Genomic DNA, 22493 nt, shown 5'->3' on the forward strand with positions numbered 1-22493 from the left:
ACCTCCTATCGAAGGGTCGCCTGGTGACGAACATCCACGATCGTGTAGCGGACCTCGGCGCCCCCGAGGTGGCCGAGGTGCTGCGGGAGCTGTTGCTGCTCGCGGATCTGCGGGACGGGCAGCTGCCGGACGTGATCGACCTCGACGCACGGCAGCCGGGGGACATCGCGTTCCTGCGCGGGGTCGCGCAGCAGGCCGGCATCGCCGCCGATCCGGCCGAGCCGGCTTCGCCGCGGCGGCTGCTACAGGTGCTCGTCGCCGAGGTACCGCAGACCGCGCCGCAGGTCGCCGACGCCATCGCGTCGCTGGACGAGCGCGAGACCTCGCTGGACTTCGGCACCTCCATCGCGGTCGCGTCGCTCGCCATCTCGGTGTCCGCGGCGATCCTGCGTCCACTGGTGACGGTGGAGAAGGAGCGCGACGGCGACCGCGAGTCCAGCAAGGTCCGCGTGGACATCCGCGGCATCCGCGACCTGGAGAAGGTGCTGCGGATGATCCTGCCGTTCCTCGGCCGTTAGCGGCCGCTCATGAGAGTGCTGCCATGATCCCCCTCAGCCTTCTCGACATCGCCGCGTATCGCGCCCAGCACGCCGTGGGCAGCGTCGTGCTGGCGCAGGTGACCTGGCTGATCGAGGGCTCCCCGGACATCGGCCGGATACGGGCGCTCGCCGACCGCCTCGCCGCCTCGAGCCAGCTCGGCCGGGTGGTCCTGCCCGCACGGGTGCTGGGCGGCCGGGACCACTGGGGACCCCTGGCGTCGGTGCCCGAGGTCGTCGTCGAGCCCGGTCCGGTCGACCGGTCGGCGGTGCTGGACTGGGTGGACGCCCGGGGCCGGGTGCCGGTCCTGCCATCGTCGTCGCCCTGGCATCTCGCCGTGCGGCCGTTCACCGACGGCGGGCACGCCGTGACGCTCGTGGTCTCGCACGCGCTCACCGACGGCGTGGGACTGATCAACGCGTTGACCTCGGCCGGCCGGCGGGCGCCGAGCCTTTACGCGGGCCGCGGCCCGGGTCTGCTGACCGGGGTTCGAGAGGCGCTGACGGGGCTGCCCGCCGGGATCAGGGCGGCGATCGCCGCCGCCCGGGCGACCGGCTCCGGCGACGGCGGTCCGGCACCGCGGATGACCTCCCGTCCCCGTCCGCACACCCTGGTGGCGCTGGTCGACTCGTCGGCGTGGCACGCCGCCGCCGCGGCGCTGGGCGGTTCCTCGAACGCGCTGTTCGTCTCCGTCGCCGCGCAGGTCGCGGCCGCGATCGGCCGGGTGACCGCCGACGGTACGGCGATCGTCGGCATCCCGGTCAACGATCGCACCGAGGGCGACGACGTGTCGGCCAACGCCCTCACCACCGTGCAACTGGACCTCCCGGCCGACCAGATCCGGGATGTGGCGTTCATTCGGGCCGAGATCAAGCGGGTCCTCGTGGCCCGCAGCGGGCAGGACGCGGCGTTCGTGGCGATGCTGCCGATCGTGCCCTACCTGCCCGCCTCCGTGCTGCGTCCGGTGGCGCAGGCGGCGCTCGGCGCCGGCGACCCGGTCACGACCGCGTCGCATGTGGGTGTCCTGCCGCGAGCGCTCGTCACCGCGCCCGGGCCCGCGAGCGCGGTCTTCCTGAACCTCGGCATGCAGCATCCGGACGCGCTCGAGGTACCGGAGCGGCTCAACGCCCTCGCCGCTGAGACGCCCGACGGCACGGTGGCGGTGCACCTCGGCTCGGCGAGCGACCGGATCGCCGATGCCGCCGGGTGGCGTGCCGCGGCTCGCGCCGCGCTGCTGGCGCTGGGCATCGAGGCCCGCGAGATCCTCTGATCCCTTTCGGGGTACCGCCGCGCAGGCGGGCATCGTGGCACACGCACTCTTCGGGTGGTCAGGGCCAGCGGCAGTTCCCGGCGCCGGAAGTGGCCGCAACCGGACATCGACAGATCGAACATACTCGATTAACTGTCGATGTCCGGCCACGAGCCGGGCCGGTCTCCCGGGAGTCCAGCCGATGCTTCCTCTCCGCCTCCGTCCCCACCTGCGATCACGCAGCCTGCGCGCGGCAGCCGCCGCACTCGTCTCCGCCACCACCGCCGCCGCCCTAATGGCGGTGTCGCTCCAGGCCACCGCCGCACCCGCGCCCGAAACCCGCACCTTCCCCCAGTCGGTCACCGAGCTCGCCGCACCGTGCGAGCGCATCCTCGAGGGCACGCAGTGGGTGTTCGACCCGTGCATCCCCGAGGGCGAGCCGCTTCCCGACGATGTCCTCGCCGCCCTGGAGGAGGTCCGCAACGAGCGGGCCAACTGCGGCTCGCCGTCGCCGAGCGCCACCGCCACCACCACCCCGACGGCGAGCCCGTCGCCGTCGGCGAGCACCAGCGCGAGCCCCTCCCCGACCGCGTCGCCGTCGCCGAGCGCGACCGTCAAGCCGACACCCACGATCATCAAGACGATCCAGCCCACTCAGACCATCGCCCCACCGGGTGCCGACCGCGGCACCGCCGCGCTGCCGACCACCACGGCCACGGCCACGGTGGCGCCGACGCTGTCGGTCCCGGCGTCCCCCACCGCCACCGTTTCGCCGTCGGCGAGCGCGTCACCCTCGCTGTCGCCGAGCGTGTCACCGAGCGCGACGAACTCCCCGTCCCCGTCCGCGTCGCCGTGCCCCTCCGGCTCCCCCACCGCGTCCCCGACCACGTCGCCCTCGACGAGCCCGTCGTCGTCGCCCTCACCCAGCGCGTCGAGCCCGACCCCGTCCCCCACCAGCAGCTCGCCCGCCCCGTCCGGCTGCGTCGTCCTGACCGGCAGCCCGCTCGACGACGCCAAGAAGGACCGGATCGACTGCCGCGACCCCAAGAAGATCCCCGACCCCGGCGGCGCGATCGTGCTCACCGCCACGGGCGACTCGGTCACCTCGGCCCACCACCAGTGGGGGTACGGCACCGGCGTGTGCAACCAGACCTCCGCCGACGCGCGCGGGCTGACCGGCAACCACGGCGGATTCAGCTATGCCGGGCGCTACTTCGGCCTGAACCCCAACATCATCGACTACCACAACATGGCGCGGACCGGCTTCGGCACCACCGAGATGCTCGGCGCCGCCGCGGGCACCCGGGACGCCTGCACCAACCCGTGGGCCAGGGCCGTCTCCCCCGTGCCGCTCGCCGCCGCCCGCATCGTCAAGGCGAAGGCCGACGGGCACAAGGCCTACCACGTGAGCACCGGCGGGATCAACAACACCAACTGGACCTCGGTACTGAGCCAGCTCATCAAGTGCCGGGCGCTGGAGTTCGCCCAGCAGACCATCATCCCGCTGAGCAGCATCAACTGGGCCGCCGTCGGCGGGCGGGCCGGGATCGTCACCAACGGCGGCAGCTGCGTCCTGCGGGTCCGCAACCCGATCCCGTTCATGGCCGACTTCTTCCACCGCATCGGCGTTCCCCGCTATGACGGCCCGGCGCAGGCCGCCGGCATCACCGCCGGGGTCCGGGCGACCGTCGCCGCCATCCTCGCCGCCGGAGCCGACAAGTTCGTCTGGATGCTCTACTACAACATCAACCCGGCCAACATCGACATCGGCAACTTCGCGTGGACGATGGTGCGGGCCTACGCGCCGGCCTGGATCGTGGCCTTCCTGCCACCCGCTGCGACGCCGCTGCTCGTACCCCTCATCGATCCGATGTGGGTCGGGGCGGTGACCGCCCTGATCAACGCCATGAACGCGGCGATCATCGCCGGGATCCCGGCGAACGCGAAGGTACGCGCCCAGGCCGCGCCCGCCTTCGTCGCGGCGGACATCCAGGTGACCGCGATCGGCGGCTCCCCGCACCCGAGCGCGGCCGGCCAGACCAAGCTCGCCAACACGCTCAACGCCGCTTTCAACGCGATCCCCTAGCACGAGGGGTGCGGGGCGACGGGCTCATCCCGCCGTCCCGCACCCCCGCATGACCTGAGGCTTCTTCACGATTGCATCGATGGATGTGAGTGTTAAGGTCACACGGTGGGTCCCGGGGAGCAACCTCCGGCCGTACCCGCACATCCTCTGTCCGACGTGGAAGGAATCCTCATGTCCCTATTCCGGCGGAGCGCCTTGATCGTGGTGCTGGCGCTCGGCTCCGTAGGCATCGCGGTGCCCGCATCGGCCGCGGCCACGCAGCTCCAGGCGGTCTCCATCGCCCGCGCACGGACCCTGCCGCTGGGCACCGTCGTCACGGTCAAGGGAACCGCGACGACCCCCGCGGGCTGGCTCGAGTCCAGCTCCTTCGACAAGGGATTCGGGCTGCAGGACCTCACCGCCGGGATCTACGTCAGCGTGTCGGTGGCCCTGCCCATCGCGCCCCGCGACCAGGTCCGGGTGACCGGCACCCTGCAGGAGAGCTACGGCCTGCTCATCCTCGTCCCCGCCGACCCCGCCACCCAGGTCGCGGTCCACGGCAAGGGCCTGGCGGTCCTGCCCGCCTGGCGGGCCACCGGCCGGGTCGACGAGACCAGCGAGGGAAGCCTGGTACGCGTGGTCGGCCGGGTCACCCAGGCGCCCGAGTCGGACCTGCCCTACGGCTACAAGTTCCTCGTCGACGACGGATCGGGCGAGCTCACGGTCTTCGTCAGCACCCAGCCCGGCATCGACCTGTCCGGGCTCGCGGTGGGCAAGATCGTCAGCGTGGCCGGTTTCAGCGGCCAGTTCGACACGCACTACGAGCTCATCCCGCGATTCCAGTCCGACATCGCCGTCCTGTTCGGCTGAGAGCACCGGCCCTACGCCGGAATACACCCTCCGGCGTAGGGCGGTCACCGGGATCATCCCGCTGCCGTATTTACCTCGCCCGATGGCGCTGATCTCCTCGACGGGAGGAAGGGAGTGCCATGAAGACGAGTACTGGCCGCAGAACAGGCGTCATCGCCGCGGTATGCATCGCCGTGGCAGCCATGCTGGCGAATCCGCAACCGGCCGCGGCCGCCACATCGGTGAACGAGAACTTCGAGGACTCCGTCGCCGACGGCTTCACCGTGCCGACGGGCGCCTATACGGTCATCTCCGACGGATCCAAGGACTACCGGACCACGTCGAGCGCGGCCCGCGCGGTGGTCGGCGACCCCACCTCGACCAACGTCGAGGTCCGGGCCGACATCAAGGTCGCGAGCTGGGCGACGCCGACCGCCCGGACGGCGGGGCTGATGGCCCGCTACACGGACACCAACAACTACTACCTGTTCATCTACGAGGACGGCCAGCTCCGGATAGGCAAGAAGGTCGGCGGAACGCTCACCACCGTGGCGAGCAAGGCGTTCGCCCTCACCACCGGCGCGTGGTACGCGTTCGCGGCAACCGTCACCGGCAACAGCCTCACGCTGAGCGTCAACGGGGTGGAGCAGCTCAGCACGACCACGACCGGGCTGACGGCGGGCAAGGTGGGCCTGCTGTCGTTCAACGGCGACGTGCGCTACGACAACGTCGTCGCCACCGACATCCCCGCTCCACCCACGACCTCGGCCTACGACACCGCCGTCCTCGCGGATGCGCCGGTGGGCTACTGGCGCCTCGGCGACGGCGGCAGCACGGTCGCCGACTCCAGCGGCAACGGCCACACCGGCACCTACACCGGCGCTCCCGCGACCACCACGCTTCCCAACGGCGATCCGGCCACCACGTTCAACGGCAGCAGCCAGTACGCGTCCATCGCCGACGGCGACTACCTGAGCATCCCGACGACCGGGCGGATCACGGTCGAGGCGTGGCTGCGGCCGGACGTGCTGCAATTTGCCCACCAGGAGAGCACCGGCTACGTGCACTGGCTGGGCAAGGGCACCGCCGGCCAGCACGAGTACACGGCCCGCATCTACTCCCTGACCAACAGCGAGAACCGGCCCAACCGGATCTCGGGCTACTCCTTCAACCTCGGCGGCGGCCTCGGCGCCGGAAGCTACTTCCAGGACACCGTCACCGCCGGGCAGTGGATCCACTACACGCTCGTCATCAACACCCAGAGCGTGAGCGGCTACCCCACCGGTTACACCAAGGTCTACAAGAACGGCGTCCTGCGCGACCAGGACAGCCTGCAGGACTACGGCATCATCCCCGGCAACGGCACCGCGCCGCTGCGGATCGGCACCCGCGACCTCGCGTCCTACTTCCAGGGCGCGATCGGGAAGGTCGCCGTCTACGGCCAGGAGCTCTCCGGCACCCGCATCGCGGCGCACTACGCCGCGATGTGACGGCTGTGCCGTCGCGGGTGCTCCAGGGACCGCTATCCGGGTCGGGAGCTCCCGCGACGGCTCAGTGCCAGGTGGTCCGGCACGCGATCATCGTCATGCCCGGCCCGATGCCGATGAGCACTCCGCGGCTTCCGGGCGCGGGCGGATCGTCGAAGGTGCGCGCGAGGATGTCCATCGTCGAGGGCGCGCCCATGTTGCCGTGCTCGGCGAGGCTCCGGCGGGCGTTCTCCAGCAGGGCTGGTCCGTTGGGGAGGGCCGCGGCGAGCATCCGCAGGATCCGAGGCCCGCCGGGGTGCGGGACGACGAAGTCCGGTTGCCCGCCGAACCAGTCGATGAGATGAGGGAGGAACGTCGCGATGGCGGAGAACAGGCGCGCCGAATTGAAGCCGTGGAAGCCGTCGCCGTCCAGCCGGTAGCCGACGATGTCGGAGGTCCCCGGCGGGGTGTAGTGCCACGAATCGGTGATGGACGGACCGTGGTCGCTCTCGCCGCCGCGGACGACGCAGGCGGCCGCGCCGTCCGCCATCAGACCGCGGAAGATCATGGAGTCCAGCTCGATGTCGTCGGGGTGGAAGAACGACGGGAACATGTCCGCGCAGACGACCAGGACCACCTGATCGGGACGGAGGGTGGCCTGCTCCACCGCCCGGTCCAGCCCGTACGCCGCCCCGGCGCACCCCAGCGAGATCACCGGCATCCGGCGGGTGGTGCTGGACAACCCGAGCCGCTCGCTCAGGGCGATGTCCAGGCCCGGCATCCGGTAGCCCGCCGATGTCACGGCGATCAGGACGCCGACATCCGCCGGGGTGAGACCCGCCTCGGCGAGGGCCTGCCGGGCTGCGGTCTCTCCCAGGTCGCAGCTGTCGGCGAAGTGCCACTCGACGCGCCGGCCGAGCGATGCGCCCGCCATCTCGTCCAGCGGCCTGGCGTACCGGCGGGTCTTGACATCGCAGGCACGGACCACGCGCAGGGCACGGTCGAGATCCGGCGTATGGGCGTAGGCGCGCTCCAGGTGTTCGAGGATCTCGTCCAGGGCGACCTCGTTGTCGGGAAGGGCGAGCACGGGACGGTGAATGACGGGCATGGCGGCCTCCGCTTAGTTGACCGGGTCCGGCGGACCCGGGGAGTAGAGGTAGTGGCTGTCTCCGCGCAGGACCGATGCGGTCCAGTCCGACAGGTCTTCGGGGGTCATCGACCCCCACGGCGGAGTGCGGTCGACCATGGCGCCGCCGAGCCTGCGGCCGATCTCCACCAGCTGGTTGCCGGCCGGGCGGCGTTCGGCGTCGTAGCGCACCGGCACCTCGCGCAGATCGGTGCCGGCGGCGAGCAGGCGTTCGATGCAGGCGGCGTCGAGCATCGCCTTGACCGCGCCCGATGCGGTATGCGGGCGCGCCAGCGTCGCGGCATCGCCGATCAGCAGGACCCGGTCGGCGGCGTAGGTGGCCGCCGCCCGGTCGGTGACCGGATGCACGACCGGCGTCTCGGACTCCCGGCACGCCTCAGCCCAGGCCGGCGGTAGTACCCGCTCGATCGTCGCCCACGGCTCACCGGCGGGATCCGCTCCCGGCGGGCAGCCGTAGACCGCCCACATCAGCCGGCGCCCGCCGGTGTCGGAGGGGATGAGGTAGAAGACCGCGTGCCCGCCGTCGAAGACACCGGTCACGAACGAGGACTCCACGATCGGCCGCAGTGATCGCGGCAACCGCTCCTGCGGAATGGTGCCGCGCCAGAGGGAGTAGCCGGCTTCGCGGGCGGGAGGGCCGGGGTCGATCACCGACCGCGTCCGGGAGTGGTGGCCGTCGGCGCCGATCACCAGGTCGAAGGCGTGCGTGAGCCCGTCCTCGGTGGTGACGGCGCCGTCGGCGCTCACCGCTGTGACACGCGTTCCGGCGCGGTAGTGCGGCACCGCCCGGTCGGCGAGGGCACCCCACAGCCGGCCCCAGCTGGTCGCCATCGCCGGGATCGGCTGCCGCCACAGCACCCGCCCGGTGGGCTCGCCGGGCTCGGCGACGATCCACAGGCGGTGGGTCACCGGGTGGACGGGCAGGGCGGCGTCCAGGTACCCGGCCGCCGTGAGCTCCTCGTAGGCGGCCTTCGGCATGCCGACGCCGAAGCCGCGGTCGCGGAGATCCGTCGCGCGCTCGAAGAGCGTCACGTCGTATCCCGCGCGGGTGGCGCCGAGCGCCGCCGCGCAGCCGGCGATGCTGCCGCCGACGATACCGATCCGCCCTTTCACGGGCACCACCTCCGGCTGCTCATGGGATGCGCACGACCTGGCCGGCGTAGGCCAGGCCGGCGCCGAAGCCCATCAGGACGGCGAGCTCGCCGCGGTGGACGCGGCCGGCTTCGATGAGGCTCGCCAGCGCCAGCGGGACCGACGCCGCCGAGGTGTTGGCGGTGGTGCGCAGGTCGTCGGCGACCACGACATGCTCCGGCAGGTCGAGCTGGCCGACCACCCGATCGATGACCCGCCCGCCTGCCTGATGGGGAATGAATGCCGCGACGTCCTGCCAGCACACCCCTGCCCGCCGGAGGGCGGCCTCGACCGCGGCCGGAACCGTCGCGGCCACCCACCGGGCCACGGCGGTGCCGTCCATCTGCAGCCAGGGCCGTCCCAACGACGGGGTCGCGGCGAACGCGAAGCTGCTCGGGCGTACCTCCAGGGCGGCGGCTTTCGCGCCGTCGCTGCCCCACACGACCGGGCTGATGCCGCACTGCGGTGCGGCGGCCACGACCACGGCACCCGCGCCGTCGCCGAACAACGCGGCCGTGTTGCGGTCGTCGGGGTCGACGATGTCGAGCATCCGGTCGGCGCCGACGACCACGACGCAGTCGGCGGACCCGGCCGCGATCAGGACCCGGGCCAGTTCCAGTGCGTGGCAGAAGCCCGCACACGCGCTGTTCACGTCGAATCCGGCCGCCGGCGTACCCAGGCTGTACGCGACCTGCGGTGCTATCGCGGGCGTCGGCGTGGGATTGGTGATCGTCGCCACCAGTACGCAGTCGACATCGGTTCCCCGGCGCCCGGCGGCGGTCAGCGCCCGCAACGCCGCCGCGGTGGCCATCATCGCCAGCGTCTCTTCCTCGCCCGCCCGGTGCCGCTGGCGCATGCCCGTCCGCGAGATCGCCCACTCCGCCGAGACGCCCAGCCGGTCGGCGACAGCGCCGGTCGTGACGACGCGCTCGGGACGGTAGCCTCCGACGCCCAGAATGCCCGCCTGCCGACCTGGTCCGCCGGTCAGCGTACGCATGTCAGCGGGCCCGGCTCTTCAGAAGTCCGTTCACGTGGGCCAGGAGCAGCCGCGGCGTACGCAGGGTCGACACTTCGTCGTCGTCGACCCGCACGCGGTGGGCCTCCTGAATGCGGTCGACGAGTTCGATCAATGCCAGGGAGTCGACTCCGAGATCGTCGAAGTCGTCGTCGAGCATCGACTGATCGATCACGACCCGCTGACCGGTGCGGCCCATGTTGGCGAGTTCCTGGATGCTCTCCAGGCGGAGCGTGGCGTTCGAGGACACAGGGCTTCCCTTCTGAGAATCGCCGACCGGCGCTACCGCACCAGCTCGATCGGCACGTCGAGCAGTACCGTGTGTTTGTTGTTGGGGGCATGGACGACCGGCCCGGTCAGCTGGATCTGTTCGACCTGGTCGAGCAGGGCGCTGAGGACGAGCCGGAGCTGTGTCCGCGCGAACGCGGCTCCCGAGCACGCGTGCGTGCCCGAGCCGAAGGCGAGGTGCGGATTGGGGCGGCGGCGGATGTCGAACACGTCCGGATCGGCGAACACCTCGCGGTCCCGGTTCGCCGAGGGCCACCAGAGGGTCACCTTGTCGCCCGCCCGGATGAGCTGACCGCGCAGGAGGACGTCGGCGGTCGCCGTACGCCGGTTGTAGGGGTTCGGCGGCGCCCACCGCAGCACCTCCTCGATGGCGCCGGTGAGCAGGGAGCGGTCGGACCTCAGCATTCGCCACTGCCGCGGGTGCGTCGCGAATGCCGCCACCGCCGCGGCGATGGTGTTGCGCGGCTGCTCGAACCCGGAGACGAACAGCACCGCCGCGTGCATCTCCTGCTCCGTCCGCGACAGCGGGCAGCCGCCCGGGATGGTGCCTGCCGCGATGAGCGGTCCCAGACCGCCGGAGTGCGCCCGCCATTCGCCGTCGAGGAGGTGCTGGAAGTACTCCCGCATCGCGGCGAAGACGGCTCGTGAGCGAGGGTCGGCCCGGCCGGTGCGGCGGTCGGTGAACCCGAGGACCTCACGCGACCACCCGCCCAGCCGCGGCTCGTCCCGCCGGGGCACGCCGAGCAGCCCGCACACCGCCCGCAGCGCGAACGGTTCGGCGATCGCACCGACCGCGTCGGCCCGACCCGCGGCCACGGCGCGGCGCACCAGCTCCTCGGCGTGGACGCGCAGTGCCGGCTGGCCGGGAACCGCCGGCCCGTCGAGGTGGGGCTGCAGCGCCTGCTTGATCAGGCCGTGCCGGGGATCGTCCATCATGAAGACCACGGCACCGGTGGGCAGCCCGCGAGGCAGGTCCTCCAGGTGGGTTCCCCCGCCGTCGCGCTCCGGGGCGCCTTCGGCGGAGAACACGGGATCGGCTGCGGCGGCGGTGATGTCGGCGTGCCGGGTCAGCACCCAGAATCCGCTCGCGCGGTCCGGCCCGTGCGGGTGGAACAGCACCGGGGCGTCCCGGCGCAGCGCGGCGAACAGCGGGTAGGGCACGCCCGCGGCGAAGCTGCCGGGATCGGCGAGATCGACACCGCCGAGGATGTCGGGCAGTCCGTCGGGACCGTTGCGCTGCTCGCCTGCCATCTGCCCTCCTCACCCTGCGCCGAGGAACTCGAAGGACGACCCGTCCAGCCAACCGGCGCTGATAACGGCGTAGTCCGGCTCCTCGCCCGGGCGGAGCCTGCGCCACAGGCCCGCCAGGCGGTGCCGGGCGCCCGTGCAGTAGACGTCGGCGAGGGCCTGCGCCTGCGGCGTACCGAGCTGATGGGTTCTGCCCAGCACCGCGCACACGGTGACCAGTTCGGCGACGAGCCGGCCCAGCGTCACGCGGATCTCCTGGTCGGCGTGCGGCGCCAGTACGCCGTGCCGGGCGGCCGCGCCGGCGATCGCCTCGCCGAACCGGCGGGCGTGCCCCCTGGCCTCGTCGAGGTGGGCCTGGTTCCGGGGTGACAGGTCCAGCCGCGCTGCGCGACGGTCCGAGCGGGCGTCCGGATCGCGATCGGCCAGCATGAGCTGAGCGGCCTGGTTGTCGAGCTGGAAGTCGACGTTGCCGGCGACCCGCAGCATCCTGGCGTCGCGCAGTGCCCGCTCCACCGGCAGCGGCGCCGCACCTCGGCGGCGCTTGCTGTCCGCGGTCTCCAGTCCCTCCGCGCCCAGCAGGGAGACCGTGCGGTCCGCCACCCGCCATGCCGTGCGGGTCAGCGCGTTCTTCGCCACGAAGCGCTCCAGCCAGCGGCCGGAGAGCCCGGAGCCGATCAGGCACCAGCGGGCGAGGCAGTCCATGGCGTAGACGTCGGCCATCGTCGCGGACACCATGCGCTGGATCCGGTCGTAGCCCGACAGCGGGCGGCCGTCGATGCTGCGCCGGTTGACGAACTCGCGCGACCACTCCAGGCAGTTGCGGGCGATCGCCATCGCCGGAGCACCGTTGAAGTAGATCCGGCCGAGGAACGCTATCGCGTTGATCAGCGGAGGCAGCCGCAGCTGCCCCACGTGATCCGACAGCACGTGCTCCCCCGCCACCCTGACCCCGTCGAAACGCAGGACCCCGCTGGGCAGTCCCTTGCTGCCGACGAATTCGACCGTGGAGTCGACGCTGAATCCGGCGGCGGCCGTGTCGACGAAGCAGACGCAGACCGCGCCGTCCAGGACCGCCGAGACGGCGAGCAGATCCGCCACGGGGCCGTTGGCGGTGTAGAGCTTCTCTCCACGCAGGACCAGGTCGGGGCCACCGTCCACCCGGGTCGCGGTCATCCGGGGCAACCTGTTGTTCTGACCCGACCCGTCGGTGTCGCCGAATCCGGACAGCGCCTCGGCGCCGATCCGCTCGCGCACCATGTCCCGCAGCGGGCCGGCGGGGAGCGCCGGATACAGCGCGCCCGCCCCCAGCCCGGCCTGGACCGCGATGATCTGGGCGACCGGCATGGACCGGCGGCTCACCGCCGCGACCATGCGGAACACGTTGTACGGCGACAGCCCGGCACCGCCCAGCTCAGGGCTCAACCCGGCGGCCAGCAGGCCCTCACGACGCAGGGAATCGAGGAGCTCCACGGGCAGCTTCCCGCTGCGATCGATCTCGTCGGCATCGACGAACCCGTCGGCGAAGGCACCCGCCCGGGCGACCCAGTCCTGCCCGGCGGCCAGGTCCGCGCTGTTCTGCAGCGGAAAACCGGCGAGCAGGTCGTCGTCGATCCGGCCGGCTCGGAGGCCCGCGAAGAGCGTCGGCGCGTCGTCGGTCATCGCGGACACCGTCGGCAGGGTGCCCGGCCTCTCGGGAGATGCATACGCGTGCTCCGCATCCGTCGGCCGCAGGGGAACTGCTCATCGGCGGACCCCGAATAGCAGCTCAGATCCGACGGTCGCACCGGCCGTGAGCTGAGGCAAGAACGCTTTCCGCCTGCCGGAAGACCTTTTCAACTCGGGCGGGATGCGACCCGGCCGCGCGGAAAGTCAGCCCACGACGCTACTGTCACCGCACCGCTGAGGGGATCTCAGCCGGTCCCAGCCGTCAGGGGAGGTCTACGCAGGTGAACGACGTGAAACCGCCGTGGGAGGAGCACAGCGCCGTGCGGGTGGTGCCGCCGACCCGGCCCCGCAAACTCGCGAAGGCGCCCTTCGTCGAGCTCGCCGACGGCCGGCTGCAGGGGGTCGTGTCGAGCGGTTCGGACATCGAGCGGGTCTACGTCTCGTCGATCACCGCCCGGGAGCACGCGTTCTCGTGCAGCACCAACAACAACCGGCCGTGCGGCGGCGCCCGCGGCTCGCTCTGCAAGCACCTGCAGACGCTCGTCGACGAGGCGATCGTGCAGTACGGGCTGGACCAGGTCGCCCGCTACCTGCACGTCGAGCTGGGCGAGGGCGCACAGAGCGGCTGGGACCTGACCCACGCGATGCATCCCCGGCACGAACCCGCCCCGGCGGCCACCGTGTTCAGCCGGTTCCTGCGGCACCTGTCCTACCTGGAGCTGCCCGCGACGACGGCGCCGGTGGCCGAGTTCGCCTGGTTCCCGGCCGCTGCGGCGGTGCGCTGATGCGGTGGGATCTGATCGGCTCGCCGGTGGACGGCGTCGACGAGGCGCTCGCCGTGGTGGACGGCTTCGACCGGGTGCTCGTCACCGGCCTGCTGCGCCCGGACGCCCAGCAGGTCGCCGCCCTGCACGCGCTCGCCGACGCGGTGTCGGTGACGCCGCTGGGCCGGCGGGTCGCCGACGCCGTGGCGAAGGTCGTGGCCGGGTCCGTCTCCGACGACCACCTCGCCGCGCTCGCCGCGGCGCGCTCCGCGCTGCTGGGCGCGGTGCACGACGGGTTGCTCGCCCGCTTCGACGAGGCGACCGGACTGGTCCGTCCACAGTGGTCTGCCGCCGCCGCGGGTGAGGCGGCCGGCGCCAACCTGCTGGCCGCGTCCCGGTCCTGGCTGTCCGACCTGGCGGTCGCCGGGTGGCGGGGCATCGACCACGACCTGGTGACCGGTTCCCAGCAGGTGGTCGCCGCGACCTGGGCGCAGCCCCCGCTGCGCAGGCTCGCGGTGCTGCTGGACGGCTTCGCCGCCGAGCTGCGCGCGTCGAGTCCGGGCGCGACACTGGCGCGGGTGCCGGTCCGCCGCTGGGCCGACCTGTGGAGCCGCGCGATGCTGCTCTCCCAGCCCGGGGCGGCGGCGACGGCGGAGGTCGGCGCGGTCTCCGGCCGGCTGCTGCCGCTCGGCGTCGAGCTGCACGAGCACCCCACCGCGGTGCAGGCGCAGATCCACGCGGTGCTGGAGCCCGCCGACGGTTCCCCGGCCCGGCTGGTGCGGGCGAGCGTCTCGGCCGCCAAGGTCGACACGATCGTCGGCCGGGGCGTGTGGCAGCTGCTGCGGGCGCACTGCAGCCTGCTCGCCGCGCTCGCCGAGCACCGCGCGGTCGAGCTGGTCGACATGCCGGCCACCACCGGCGGCGACCTGCTCTGGGACGACGACAGGGCCCGGCCGGGCACGGCCGCCGATCCGTTCGCCACCGCCCGGGTGCAGCTGGCGGGCGCGACCCCCGCGCCGGTCGAGCCGCTGCAGCGCCACCCGGTCCGCATCGCCGAACCGATCCTGATCGAGGGGTACGCCGCCACGGCGCACGACGGCGGCGTCACGTTCACCATCGGCGGGCACCCGTTCGAGGTCGACGTCGACCGGCTGCCGGCCGCCGGGCCGCTGACAGCCGCGCTGGTCGCGTCGTCCACCGCCTGTCTGGGCCTGCTGCGATGGGACGCCGGGCGGTGGACCCTGCAGCCGCTGGCGGTCGAGGCGACCGTCAAGCGCAAGACCACGGCGGTCCACGGCGGCGAGTGGGCCGGTCCCGCGACCACCCCCGCCTCGGTGAAGGCCGAAGCGGCAGCCGGTGACGCCGTCGCCGTGCTGCGCGAGCGGGCGGGACGGTTGCTGCGGGCATGAGCGAACCGATCACCGACGCCGACGCCAACCGCCGCCAGGTCCTCTACTGGCGGCTCATCGCCCGGCTGTTCGACCGGGAGGAGCAGGCGGCGCTCGAGGCGGCGAGCCTGTCCATCGTGGAGGACATCGGCCTGCCGGCGGCGCTGCTGGACCCCTCGGTCTCCGTCGACAACGTGGCGCAGCGGTTCCCCGACCTCGCCGCCGAGTTCGACGGGCTGATGACGCCGCCCGAGTCCGACGAGCGGGACGGCGCCGCCGAGGTGCGCCGCGCCGCGATGGCGTCGAAGCTGCTGCTCAACGTCTTCGACACCGGCCGGGGCACCGTCTCGGCGACGCAGCTGGGCCGGTGGCAGTCCGACTCCGGCTGGCTGGGGCGTGCCTTCGGCCAAGGACCGGGGCAGGGCGGCGGGCAGTCCCCGGTGGCGCCGATGCTCGGCGAGATCGAGGCGGACCTGGTCAAGCGCATGCACCTTCGGGAGGTGCTCGCCGATCCGGTGCTGGCGGGCAAGCTCACGCCGAGCATGTCGCTGATCGAGCAGCTGCTGCGCGACAAGTCCAACCTGTCCGGGGTGGCGCTGGCGAACGCGAAGGCGCTGATCCGCCGGTTCGTCGACGACGTCGCGTCGGTGCTGCGGACGCAGGTGGAGCGCACTGCCGTCGGCAAGATCGACCGGTCGGTGCCGCCGAAGCGGGTGTTCCGCAACCTCGACCTCGACCGCACGATCTGGAAGAACCTCACCAACTGGAGCCCGGAGGACGAGCGGCTCTACGTCGACCGGTTGTTCTACCGGCAGACGGCCCGCAAGACGACGCCGTCGCGGCTGATCGTGGTGGTGGACCAGTCCGGCTCGATGGTCGACTCGATGGTCAACTGCACGATCCTCGCCTCGATCTTCGCCGGGCTGCCCCGGGTCGATGTGCACCTCATCGCCTATGACACCAAGGCGATCGACCTGACGCCGTGGGTGCACGACCCGTTCGAGACGCTTCTGCGAACCAATCTGGGCGGCGGCAACGACGGACCGGTCGCGATGGCGATGGCCCGGCCGAAGATCGCCGAGCCGCAGAACACGGTGATGGTGTGGATCTCGGACTTCTACGAGTTCGACCGCTCCCAGCCGCTCTACGACAGCATGGTCGCCGTCCACCGGTCCGGGGTGAAGCTGATCCCGGTCGGCTCGGTGAACAGCTCCGGCACCCAGAGCGTCAACCCGTGGTTCCGCCAGCGGTTCAAGGACCTCGGCACGCCGGTGATCTCCGGCCACATTCGCAAGCTCGTGTTCGAACTCAAGAACTTCCTCGCTTCTTAGGAGACATGCACCATGACCGCCGAGATGCTGCGCGCCCCCGCCGAGATCAAGTACTCCGAGGAGCTGGACTGGCTGGAGTCCATCGACGACAGCCCGAAGCCGTTCACCTGGCGGCTGAGCCCGCGCATGGTCCGACTGTTCATCCTGGGTTCCGAGCGCGCCGACGGGCTGGCCCGGGAGATCCCGCAGAAGTGGTTCGGCGACCGCAGCTTCGTCGAGCGGGCCATCGTGACCCTCGCCTCCGACCGGGGGCTGCTGCTCATCGGCGACCCGGGCACCGGCAAGAGCTGGCTCGCCGAACTGCTGGCCGCCGCGATCAGCCGCAACTCGACCCTGGTGGTGCAGGGCACCGCCGGGACCACCGAGGACCACATCAAATACTCGTGGAACGTTTCGCAGGTGATCGCGAAGGGCCAGTCCCGCGACTCGATGATCCCCTCGCCGATCATGACCGCGATGGAGAAGGGCATGATCGGGCGCTTCGAGGAGCTGACCCGGTCGACCAGCGACGTGCAGGACGCGCTGATCTCGATCCTGTCCGAGAAATACATCTCCATCCCGGAGCTGGAGGACGACAACATCGTCTTCGCCCAGCCCGGCTTCTCCATCATCGCCACCGCCAACAGCCGCGACCGGGGCGTCAACGACCTGTCGTCGGCGCTCAAGCGCCGCTTCAACTTCGTCCGCATCCCGGTCGTGACCAACAAGCGCAGCGAGGCGGAGATCGTCCGGTTCCGCACGGTCGAGCTGCTGCGCCGCCACCAGATCGAGCTGGAGGTGCCGCCGACGCTGCTCGACATCCTGCTGCAGAGCTTCGCCGACCTGCGCGCCGGCGCCGCCGCAGCGGGCAGCGACGACGAGAAGCTGGAGTCGGCGCTGTCGACGGCGGAGCAGATCGGCGTGCTGGAGGACGCGATCCTGCACAGCAACTTCTTCGGCGACCGGCAGCTGCGCGCCCAGACCCTCGCCGGGTCGCTGGTCGGAACGCTCGCCCGGCGGGCGCCGGAGGACCTCGCCATCCTCAACAAATACTGGCACGGCGTCATCGAGCCGCGCAGCAAGGCCGAGGGCGGCGAGTGGCCCGCGTTCCTCGACGGCGGGCGCGAGGCACTGGCGACATTGTCGTGACGACCACCTTCGACGCGCTGCGCGGGCAGCTGCTCGACGCCGCCGCGACGCTCGCCGACGGACCCGACGCGCTCGCTGGCATCCTGTCCGGGATCGTCGACGACGTCGACCGGGCTCTCGCCGAACGGCTGGAGATCTTCCCTGTCTGCCACCACTCGCCGGCGTCGGCGATCGCGATGGCCCGGCGGCTGCGCGCCAAACAGCCCCGGGTCGTCTACCTGGAGCTGTGCGAGGACATGGCGCCGCTCCTCACCGAGCTGCGCAACTGCCGGCTGCCGGTCGCGGTGCAGGCGTTCGCCGGGGAGGTCGACGGCTTCCCGCAGGAGTGGTCGCCGCTGTCGGTGGTCGCGCCGATCACCGAGGCGTCCGCGGAGTACCAGGCCATCTCGTACGCACTGGACACGCCCGGTGTCGAGCTGGTGCTCGTGGACCGGTCGACCGACCACGTCTACCAGTGGCAGCCCCGCGACCACGACCCAGCGGCCGAGCCCGCCCCGGCCGAGCCCGCTGACGCCGAGAGCCCGCCGGCCGAGGAGGCCGCCATGCACGGCGACGCGGTCGGGGTCGAGATCGGCGACCTGCGGCCGCGCTTCGCCGAGCTGGAGGCGCACCTGCTGCACCACGGCCGGGTGCGGCACTGGTCGGAGTGGTGGGACCAGTATGTCGAGCAGCCGCTCGCCGACGCCGACTACGACACCTACCGGCAGGTGCTGGTGCTGATCGGCAGCCTGTTCCGCCGGCTGGCACCGGGCCGCCACGACCGGGTGCGGGTCGACGAGGACCGCGAGCGCTACATGTGGACCCGGATGCGCGAGCACCTCGCCGCCTCCGGCACCGACCCCGGTGACTGCCTGTATGTCTGCGGGGCGTTCCACGCCGCGAGCCGGGTCGCCGAGTTCGGGGTGGACGGCACCGACACCTTCGAGATCACCCCCCGGACCGCGACCGTCTGGCGCTACGGGCTGATCCCGTCGAGCCACTCGTCGATCGAGGCGCAGTTCGGGCTGGCCGCCGGGTCGGTGTCCATCGCTGCGGCGGTCTGGGCGAAGTCGCTGACCAGGTCCGGTGTCACGCCGTACCAGCTGGAGGGGCAGCAGGGCACCCGTAAGCCGCCGAAGAAGGCCAAGCCGGTCGCGCCGGCCGTGCCGGGCGCCCCGGTCACCGACCAGCTGTCCGGCTTCCTGGCCCGGCCGCCGGTCCTCGACCGGCTCGACGAGGACGAACTGCTCGGGTGGTGCGTCGAGATCGTCCGGCTGGCCCGGCGCAACGGCTACCTCGCCAGCACCGCCGACGCCATCGCGGTCTTCGAGACATCGATCCTGCTCGCCGGGATGCGCGGGCGGGCCCGCCCGACGCCCTACGACTTCCAGGACGCCGCCGTCACCTGCATCGAGAAGGACGCCGTCCCGGGCAGGCGCGACGTGCGGCGGCTCTGCGAGATCCTGCTCGGCGGCGACCGGATCGGCCAGGTCGGCTACGACGCGCTGCCCCCGCTGGCCCGCGACGTCTACGACCGGCTCACACCGCTCGGGCTGAAGCTCGACCAGCGCGGCGTGCAGCGGGCCCTGCTCGACATCGCGGCCAAGCCGGAGCTGGCGAAGTGCTCCGACGTGCTGTGGATCCTGCGGTACCTGCTGCCCACCGGTGCGGTGCGGCCGATCATGGGCGAACGCACGCTCGGCGAGAAGGCGATCCAGGAGTCCTGGGACGTGGCGATCGGCACGCACCAGCGCGACCTGGTCGAGATCGGCTACGAGGGCGTCACCATCGAGCAGGTGCTCGAGCAGCGGCTGCGCCGGTCGGTGTGGGACCCGCAGGCGACGGCAGCCGTGGCACTGCGGGCGGTCGAGGACGCCACGCTCTACCTGCGCTCCGCCCGGCTCGCCGACGAGCTCGGCGCCCGTGCCGTGGAGCTGCTCGCCGCCGAGCGGACCGTCGACGACGCGCCCGAGGTGCTGCGCCGGGCCAGGCGGCTGCTGGCCCATTACCGGGCCACCGAGCCGGTGCTGCCGGCCTGGCTGGAGGGGTTCGTCAAGGCGGGCTACGCCCACTACTGCACGCTCCTGCCGGCCGCGTTCGTCGACGACGAGGCGGGCGCCCAGCAGGTCGCGGCGATGCTCGGCTTCCTGTTCAGCATGGAGAGCCTTGCGCTGTCGCTCGGCTGCGACCGGGCGCAGCTGGAGATCGCGGTGGCGCAATCGCATCCGCAGGCACCGGCGAAGACCGCCCTGCACTGGGCGGCCCGCTACCACCTCGGCGGGATGACCCGGGCCGAGCTGCGCGAGCGGTGCGACGCGCTGCTGTCCAGCCCGCTGACGCTGCCCGCCTACCCGCAGTACCTCAGCGGGTTCCTGCAGGCGCTCGAACCGGTGCCGGGGCTGGTCGGATTCGTCGTCGAGGCGATCTCCACCGCCTTCGGCCGGCTGCCCGACACCGTGCTGCTGCCGTGGCTGCCCGCGTTGATCACGACGCTGCGCAAGGAGGGCGGCGACCTGGCTCCCCTGCTGGTGAGGGAGGCGGGCCGGATCTTCCCCGCCGGGCTCGCCGCCGTGGACGCGTGGACCCCGCCGTGGTCGGCGGCGGCCGCGGTCCCGCAGGCTGCGGCGCGCAGGCCGACCGGGCCGTCTGCGGCGACGGCGCTGCTGGCCGGCCATCCGGCGGCCGCCGACGCGCTGGCCGCGCTGCTCGGCTGCGAGGACGGGTGGCAGCTCGACGGCGGGCAGGAGGCGCATCAGGCGCATCAGGCGCACGGCCTGCTGCAGCGCCACCCCGAGTCCGCCGAGGCGCTGCTGGCCGCGATCGGACCCGGCTGAGCGCCGCCGCCTGCCCGGCACGGGTCGGGGCGGTGGCGGAAGGGAGTCCCTTCGGCCACCGCCCGGTTTAGCCGTGCCGCCCGGCCGGTATTCATAGACTGGATCAATCGGTACCCGAGGAGGACACCATGGCCGCCAGCTATACCTTCGACGTCTTCTCCAGCCTCGACGGCTACGGCGCCGCCAGCGGCGACTGGACCGGATACTGGGGCAAGCAGGGCCCCGAACTGCTCGCCCACCGCCTCGCCCAGTACGAGGAGGACCAGCGGATGGTCTTCGGGGCCACCACCTACCGCGAGTTCACCGACATGCTGGCCGCCAGCACCGAGGACTCCGACGTGCGCGACCCGTGGGTCACCCGGATGCGGAACCTGCCCGCCACGATCGTCTCCACGACGCTGGAAGAGCCCCTCGACTGGCCGAACGCGGCGGTGGCGAACGGCGACGCTGTCGACGTCGTGGCCCGGCTCAAGGAAGAGTCCGACGTGCCGCTGCGCTCGCACGGCAGCCTGTCGATGAACCGGGCGCTGATGGCCGCCGGTCTCGTCGACCGCGTACAGGTGACCGTGTTCCCCGTCATCACCGGACGCACCGGGCTGGCCCCGATCTTCCAGGGCGCCGCAGACTTCGACCTTCAGCTGATCGAGACCCGGACGCTGGACGGCAACATCCAGGAGCTGATCTACCGGCCCAGCCTGCACCCCTGAGTCCGCCCGCCGGGCGGCGAGCCGGATAACGTGTTGCGGCTGGTCGGCATCGCAGGGAACATGACGCGCATGCCGCTGCCCGCCCCCACGCTGCACACCGCCCGCCTCCGGCTGCGCCCCTTCGACGACGCCGACGCCGGCGACCTCTTCGCGCTGCACAGCAACGCCTACGTGCTGCGCTACTGGGACTCGCCGCCGTGGAGCGACCGCGCCCGCGCCGAGCGGTTCATCTCGGGTTGCCGGCAGATGGCGGAGGAGGGCTCCGGGGCGCGGCTGGCCGTGGATCGCGCCTCCGACGGGGCCTTTCTCGGCTGGTGCAGCTTCAACGGGTGGAATCCCGACTACCGCAGCGCGTCTCTGGGTTACTGCTACACCGAGGCGGCGTGGGGCCACGGCTACGCGACGGAGGCCGCGCGCGCCCTGCTGGGCTGGGCATTCGACACGCTGGACCTCAACCGCGTCCAGACGGAGACCGATACCCGCAACGTCGCATCCGCCCGCGTGCTGGAGAAGCTCGGGTTCGTGCGCGAAGGCACGCTGCGGGAGGACTGCATCGTCAACGGCGATGTCTCCGACTCGTGGGTCTACGGGCTGCTCAAACGGGAGTGGCAGCCCTCGTCCGAGCCGGTTCCAGCCCGCTGAGTCCCCGCTCCCTTCGCCCCCGGGGTCCCAGGAGGACGCGATGAGCCTGCGACCCGCGATCGAGCAGCTCTACCGGGTGTTCGCGGCGTACCCGCTGCGCGACGCCATCGCGGGGTGCCCCTGCTGTACCAGCGACCTCGACCAGCGGGACCTCCACACGGCGCCGCTGCGCGACCTCACCGTCGACCACCTGCGCCACTTCGCCTTCTCCGCCCTGTTCACCTTCGGCGACCTCGCGGACCTCAAACACTTCCTGCCCCGCCTGTTCGAACTCGCCGCGCTGGAGAGCTTCCACGGACCCGACCTCGAGAGCCTCTACGGCCGTCTGACCTATGGCGGGCTGCCGTCCTGGCCCGCCCACGAGGTCGCCGCCGTCCGGGCGTTCACCGCCGCCCACTGGGACGCCGCCCTCGCCGGCCAGACCGCCTCCAGCGCCGACGAGGTGCTCTGCGGCGCGCTGCTGATCGGCGAAGAACCCGAGCCCTACCTGCGTCGGTGGGGAACCTCGGCGGCACACACCGAGGAGCTGCTGTCGTTCCTGCGTACCAACACCGGCGCGATCATCGACCGCAGAATGCTGCAGAACGCCTACTACGGCCAGGGCACCCTCGCCGCCCAGCAGCGGGTCGTGGCCTGGCTGCTCGATCCGGCACGGGTCACCGCGTTCACCGCGGAGTTCCTCGCCACCTCCGACCCGGTGCACGCCGAGGCGGTCACCGCCCTCGAACCCCTGGCCGCGTCCATGTGTATGCCGGTCGAGGACGTGTTCACCGGCCCGAAAGGCGAGCTCGTCGTCACCGGCCGGGTCGCCGGCGGCGTGGTGGCCACCGGCGACCGGATCGGCGTACTGGGCTCCGGCACCGCCGAGACCACCATGGTGCGCGAGGTGCTGACCGGGATCTGCCACCGCGGCCCGGCCCGGGCGGGGCACAACACCGCCCTGGTCGTAGACCCGGTGGCGGTGCGGCCCGGGGACACCGTCTACCGCGACTGACGGCCGCCACGGGCGCACCGGCGGCGCAGGTGTCGCGCCCCCTTCAACTGCGCCGCCACCACTTTG

19 protein-coding genes are annotated in these 22493 nt (G+C 72.2%); 13 read left to right on the forward strand and 6 right to left on the reverse strand.

Annotation, left to right across the window (positions count from 1 at the left end; all coding sequences use genetic code 11):
• Positions 1-23: 23 nt before the first annotated feature.
• The 5 genes from F4553_RS03430 (at position 24) to F4553_RS03450 (ending at position 6190) form a co-directional block, all read left to right on the forward strand.
• A complete protein-coding gene (locus tag F4553_RS03430) occupies positions 24-518 on the forward strand; it encodes a hypothetical protein (protein ID WP_184831898.1) in 495 nt (164 codons plus the stop codon).
• A gap of 23 nt (positions 519-541) precedes the next feature.
• Positions 542-1807: a hypothetical protein gene (locus F4553_RS03435; protein ID WP_184831900.1), complete on the forward strand. Its 1266-nt coding sequence runs from the start codon at positions 542-544 to the stop codon at positions 1805-1807.
• A 181-nt stretch (positions 1808-1988) separates the two neighbouring features.
• Positions 1989-3872: a hypothetical protein gene (locus F4553_RS03440; RefSeq protein ID WP_184831903.1), complete on the forward strand. Its 1884-nt coding sequence runs from the start codon at positions 1989-1991 to the stop codon at positions 3870-3872.
• A 171-nt stretch (positions 3873-4043) separates the two neighbouring features.
• The gene (locus F4553_RS03445) at positions 4044-4721 is read left to right on the forward strand and encodes a hypothetical protein (protein ID WP_184831905.1); all 678 of its coding nucleotides are present in this window, start codon (positions 4044-4046) and stop codon (positions 4719-4721) included.
• A 119-nt stretch (positions 4722-4840) separates the two neighbouring features.
• Positions 4841-6190 carry a LamG-like jellyroll fold domain-containing protein gene (locus tag F4553_RS03450; RefSeq protein WP_184831907.1) on the forward strand — a complete coding sequence of 450 codons (1350 nt, stop codon included), beginning with the start codon at positions 4841-4843 and terminating at the stop codon, positions 6188-6190.
• Between the two features lie 61 nt (positions 6191-6251).
• On the opposite strand, the gene F4553_RS03455 is transcribed toward F4553_RS03450, so the two are convergent.
• Genes F4553_RS03455 through F4553_RS03480 form a run of 6 tightly spaced genes read right to left on the reverse strand, consistent with a single transcriptional unit; the run spans position 6252 to position 12654 of the window.
• Positions 6252-7274 carry a beta-ketoacyl-[acyl-carrier-protein] synthase family protein gene (locus F4553_RS03455; protein ID WP_184831909.1) on the reverse strand — a complete coding sequence of 341 codons (1023 nt, stop codon included), beginning with the start codon at positions 7272-7274 and terminating at the stop codon, positions 6252-6254.
• A 12-nt stretch (positions 7275-7286) separates the two neighbouring features.
• On the reverse strand, positions 7287-8426 hold the full coding sequence (locus F4553_RS03460) for an FAD-dependent monooxygenase (RefSeq protein WP_184831911.1): 1140 nt from the start codon (positions 8424-8426) through the stop codon (positions 7287-7289).
• Between the two features lie 19 nt (positions 8427-8445).
• On the reverse strand, positions 8446-9441 hold the full coding sequence (locus F4553_RS03465) for a beta-ketoacyl-ACP synthase 3 (protein WP_184831913.1): 996 nt from the start codon (positions 9439-9441) through the stop codon (positions 8446-8448).
• A gap of 1 nt (position 9442) precedes the next feature.
• Positions 9443-9709: an acyl carrier protein gene (locus F4553_RS03470; RefSeq protein WP_184831915.1), complete on the reverse strand. Its 267-nt coding sequence runs from the start codon at positions 9707-9709 to the stop codon at positions 9443-9445.
• A 32-nt stretch (positions 9710-9741) separates the two neighbouring features.
• Entirely contained in the window at positions 9742-10998 is a 1257-nt protein-coding gene (locus tag F4553_RS03475) for a cytochrome P450 (protein ID WP_184831917.1), read from the reverse strand.
• Between the two features lie 9 nt (positions 10999-11007).
• Positions 11008-12654: an acyl-CoA dehydrogenase family protein gene (locus tag F4553_RS03480; RefSeq protein WP_184831919.1), complete on the reverse strand. Its 1647-nt coding sequence runs from the start codon at positions 12652-12654 to the stop codon at positions 11008-11010.
• A 287-nt stretch (positions 12655-12941) separates the two neighbouring features.
• On the opposite strand from F4553_RS03480, the gene F4553_RS03485 reads away from it, so the two are divergent.
• The 8 genes from F4553_RS03485 (at position 12942) to F4553_RS03520 (ending at position 22427) form a co-directional block, all read left to right on the forward strand.
• Entirely contained in the window at positions 12942-13445 is a 504-nt protein-coding gene (locus tag F4553_RS03485) for a hypothetical protein (RefSeq protein ID WP_312875078.1), read from the forward strand.
• Positions 13445-14833, forward strand: coding sequence for a hypothetical protein (locus F4553_RS03490; RefSeq protein WP_221469678.1), 1389 nt, complete (start codon positions 13445-13447; stop codon positions 14831-14833). Before F4553_RS03485 ends, F4553_RS03490 begins: the two co-directional genes overlap by 1 nt.
• A complete protein-coding gene (locus F4553_RS03495; protein WP_184831921.1) occupies positions 14830-16143 on the forward strand; it encodes a VWA domain-containing protein in 1314 nt (437 codons plus the stop codon). Before F4553_RS03490 ends, F4553_RS03495 begins: the two co-directional genes overlap by 4 nt.
• Positions 16144-16155: 12 nt before the next feature.
• Positions 16156-17271: an ATP-binding protein gene (locus tag F4553_RS03500; RefSeq protein ID WP_184831923.1), complete on the forward strand. Its 1116-nt coding sequence runs from the start codon at positions 16156-16158 to the stop codon at positions 17269-17271.
• Positions 17268-20084 (forward strand): DUF5682 family protein, encoded by a 2817-nt coding sequence (locus F4553_RS03505; protein WP_184831925.1) that lies wholly within the window; start codon positions 17268-17270, stop codon positions 20082-20084. The genes F4553_RS03500 and F4553_RS03505 overlap by 4 nt, the downstream gene beginning before the upstream one ends.
• Positions 20085-20212: 128 nt before the next feature.
• Positions 20213-20791: a dihydrofolate reductase family protein gene (locus tag F4553_RS03510; protein WP_184831927.1), complete on the forward strand. Its 579-nt coding sequence runs from the start codon at positions 20213-20215 to the stop codon at positions 20789-20791.
• A gap of 60 nt (positions 20792-20851) precedes the next feature.
• On the forward strand, positions 20852-21433 hold the full coding sequence (locus F4553_RS03515) for a GNAT family N-acetyltransferase (protein WP_246465807.1): 582 nt from the start codon (positions 20852-20854) through the stop codon (positions 21431-21433).
• 40 nt (positions 21434-21473) lie between these two features.
• On the forward strand, positions 21474-22427 hold the full coding sequence (locus F4553_RS03520; RefSeq protein WP_184831929.1) for a hypothetical protein: 954 nt from the start codon (positions 21474-21476) through the stop codon (positions 22425-22427).
• Positions 22428-22493: the final 66 nt, after the last annotated feature.

Source organism: Allocatelliglobosispora scoriae (assembly GCF_014204945.1).
In the GTDB taxonomy this organism is placed as follows: Bacteria; Actinomycetota; Actinomycetes; order Mycobacteriales; family Micromonosporaceae; genus Allocatelliglobosispora; species Allocatelliglobosispora scoriae.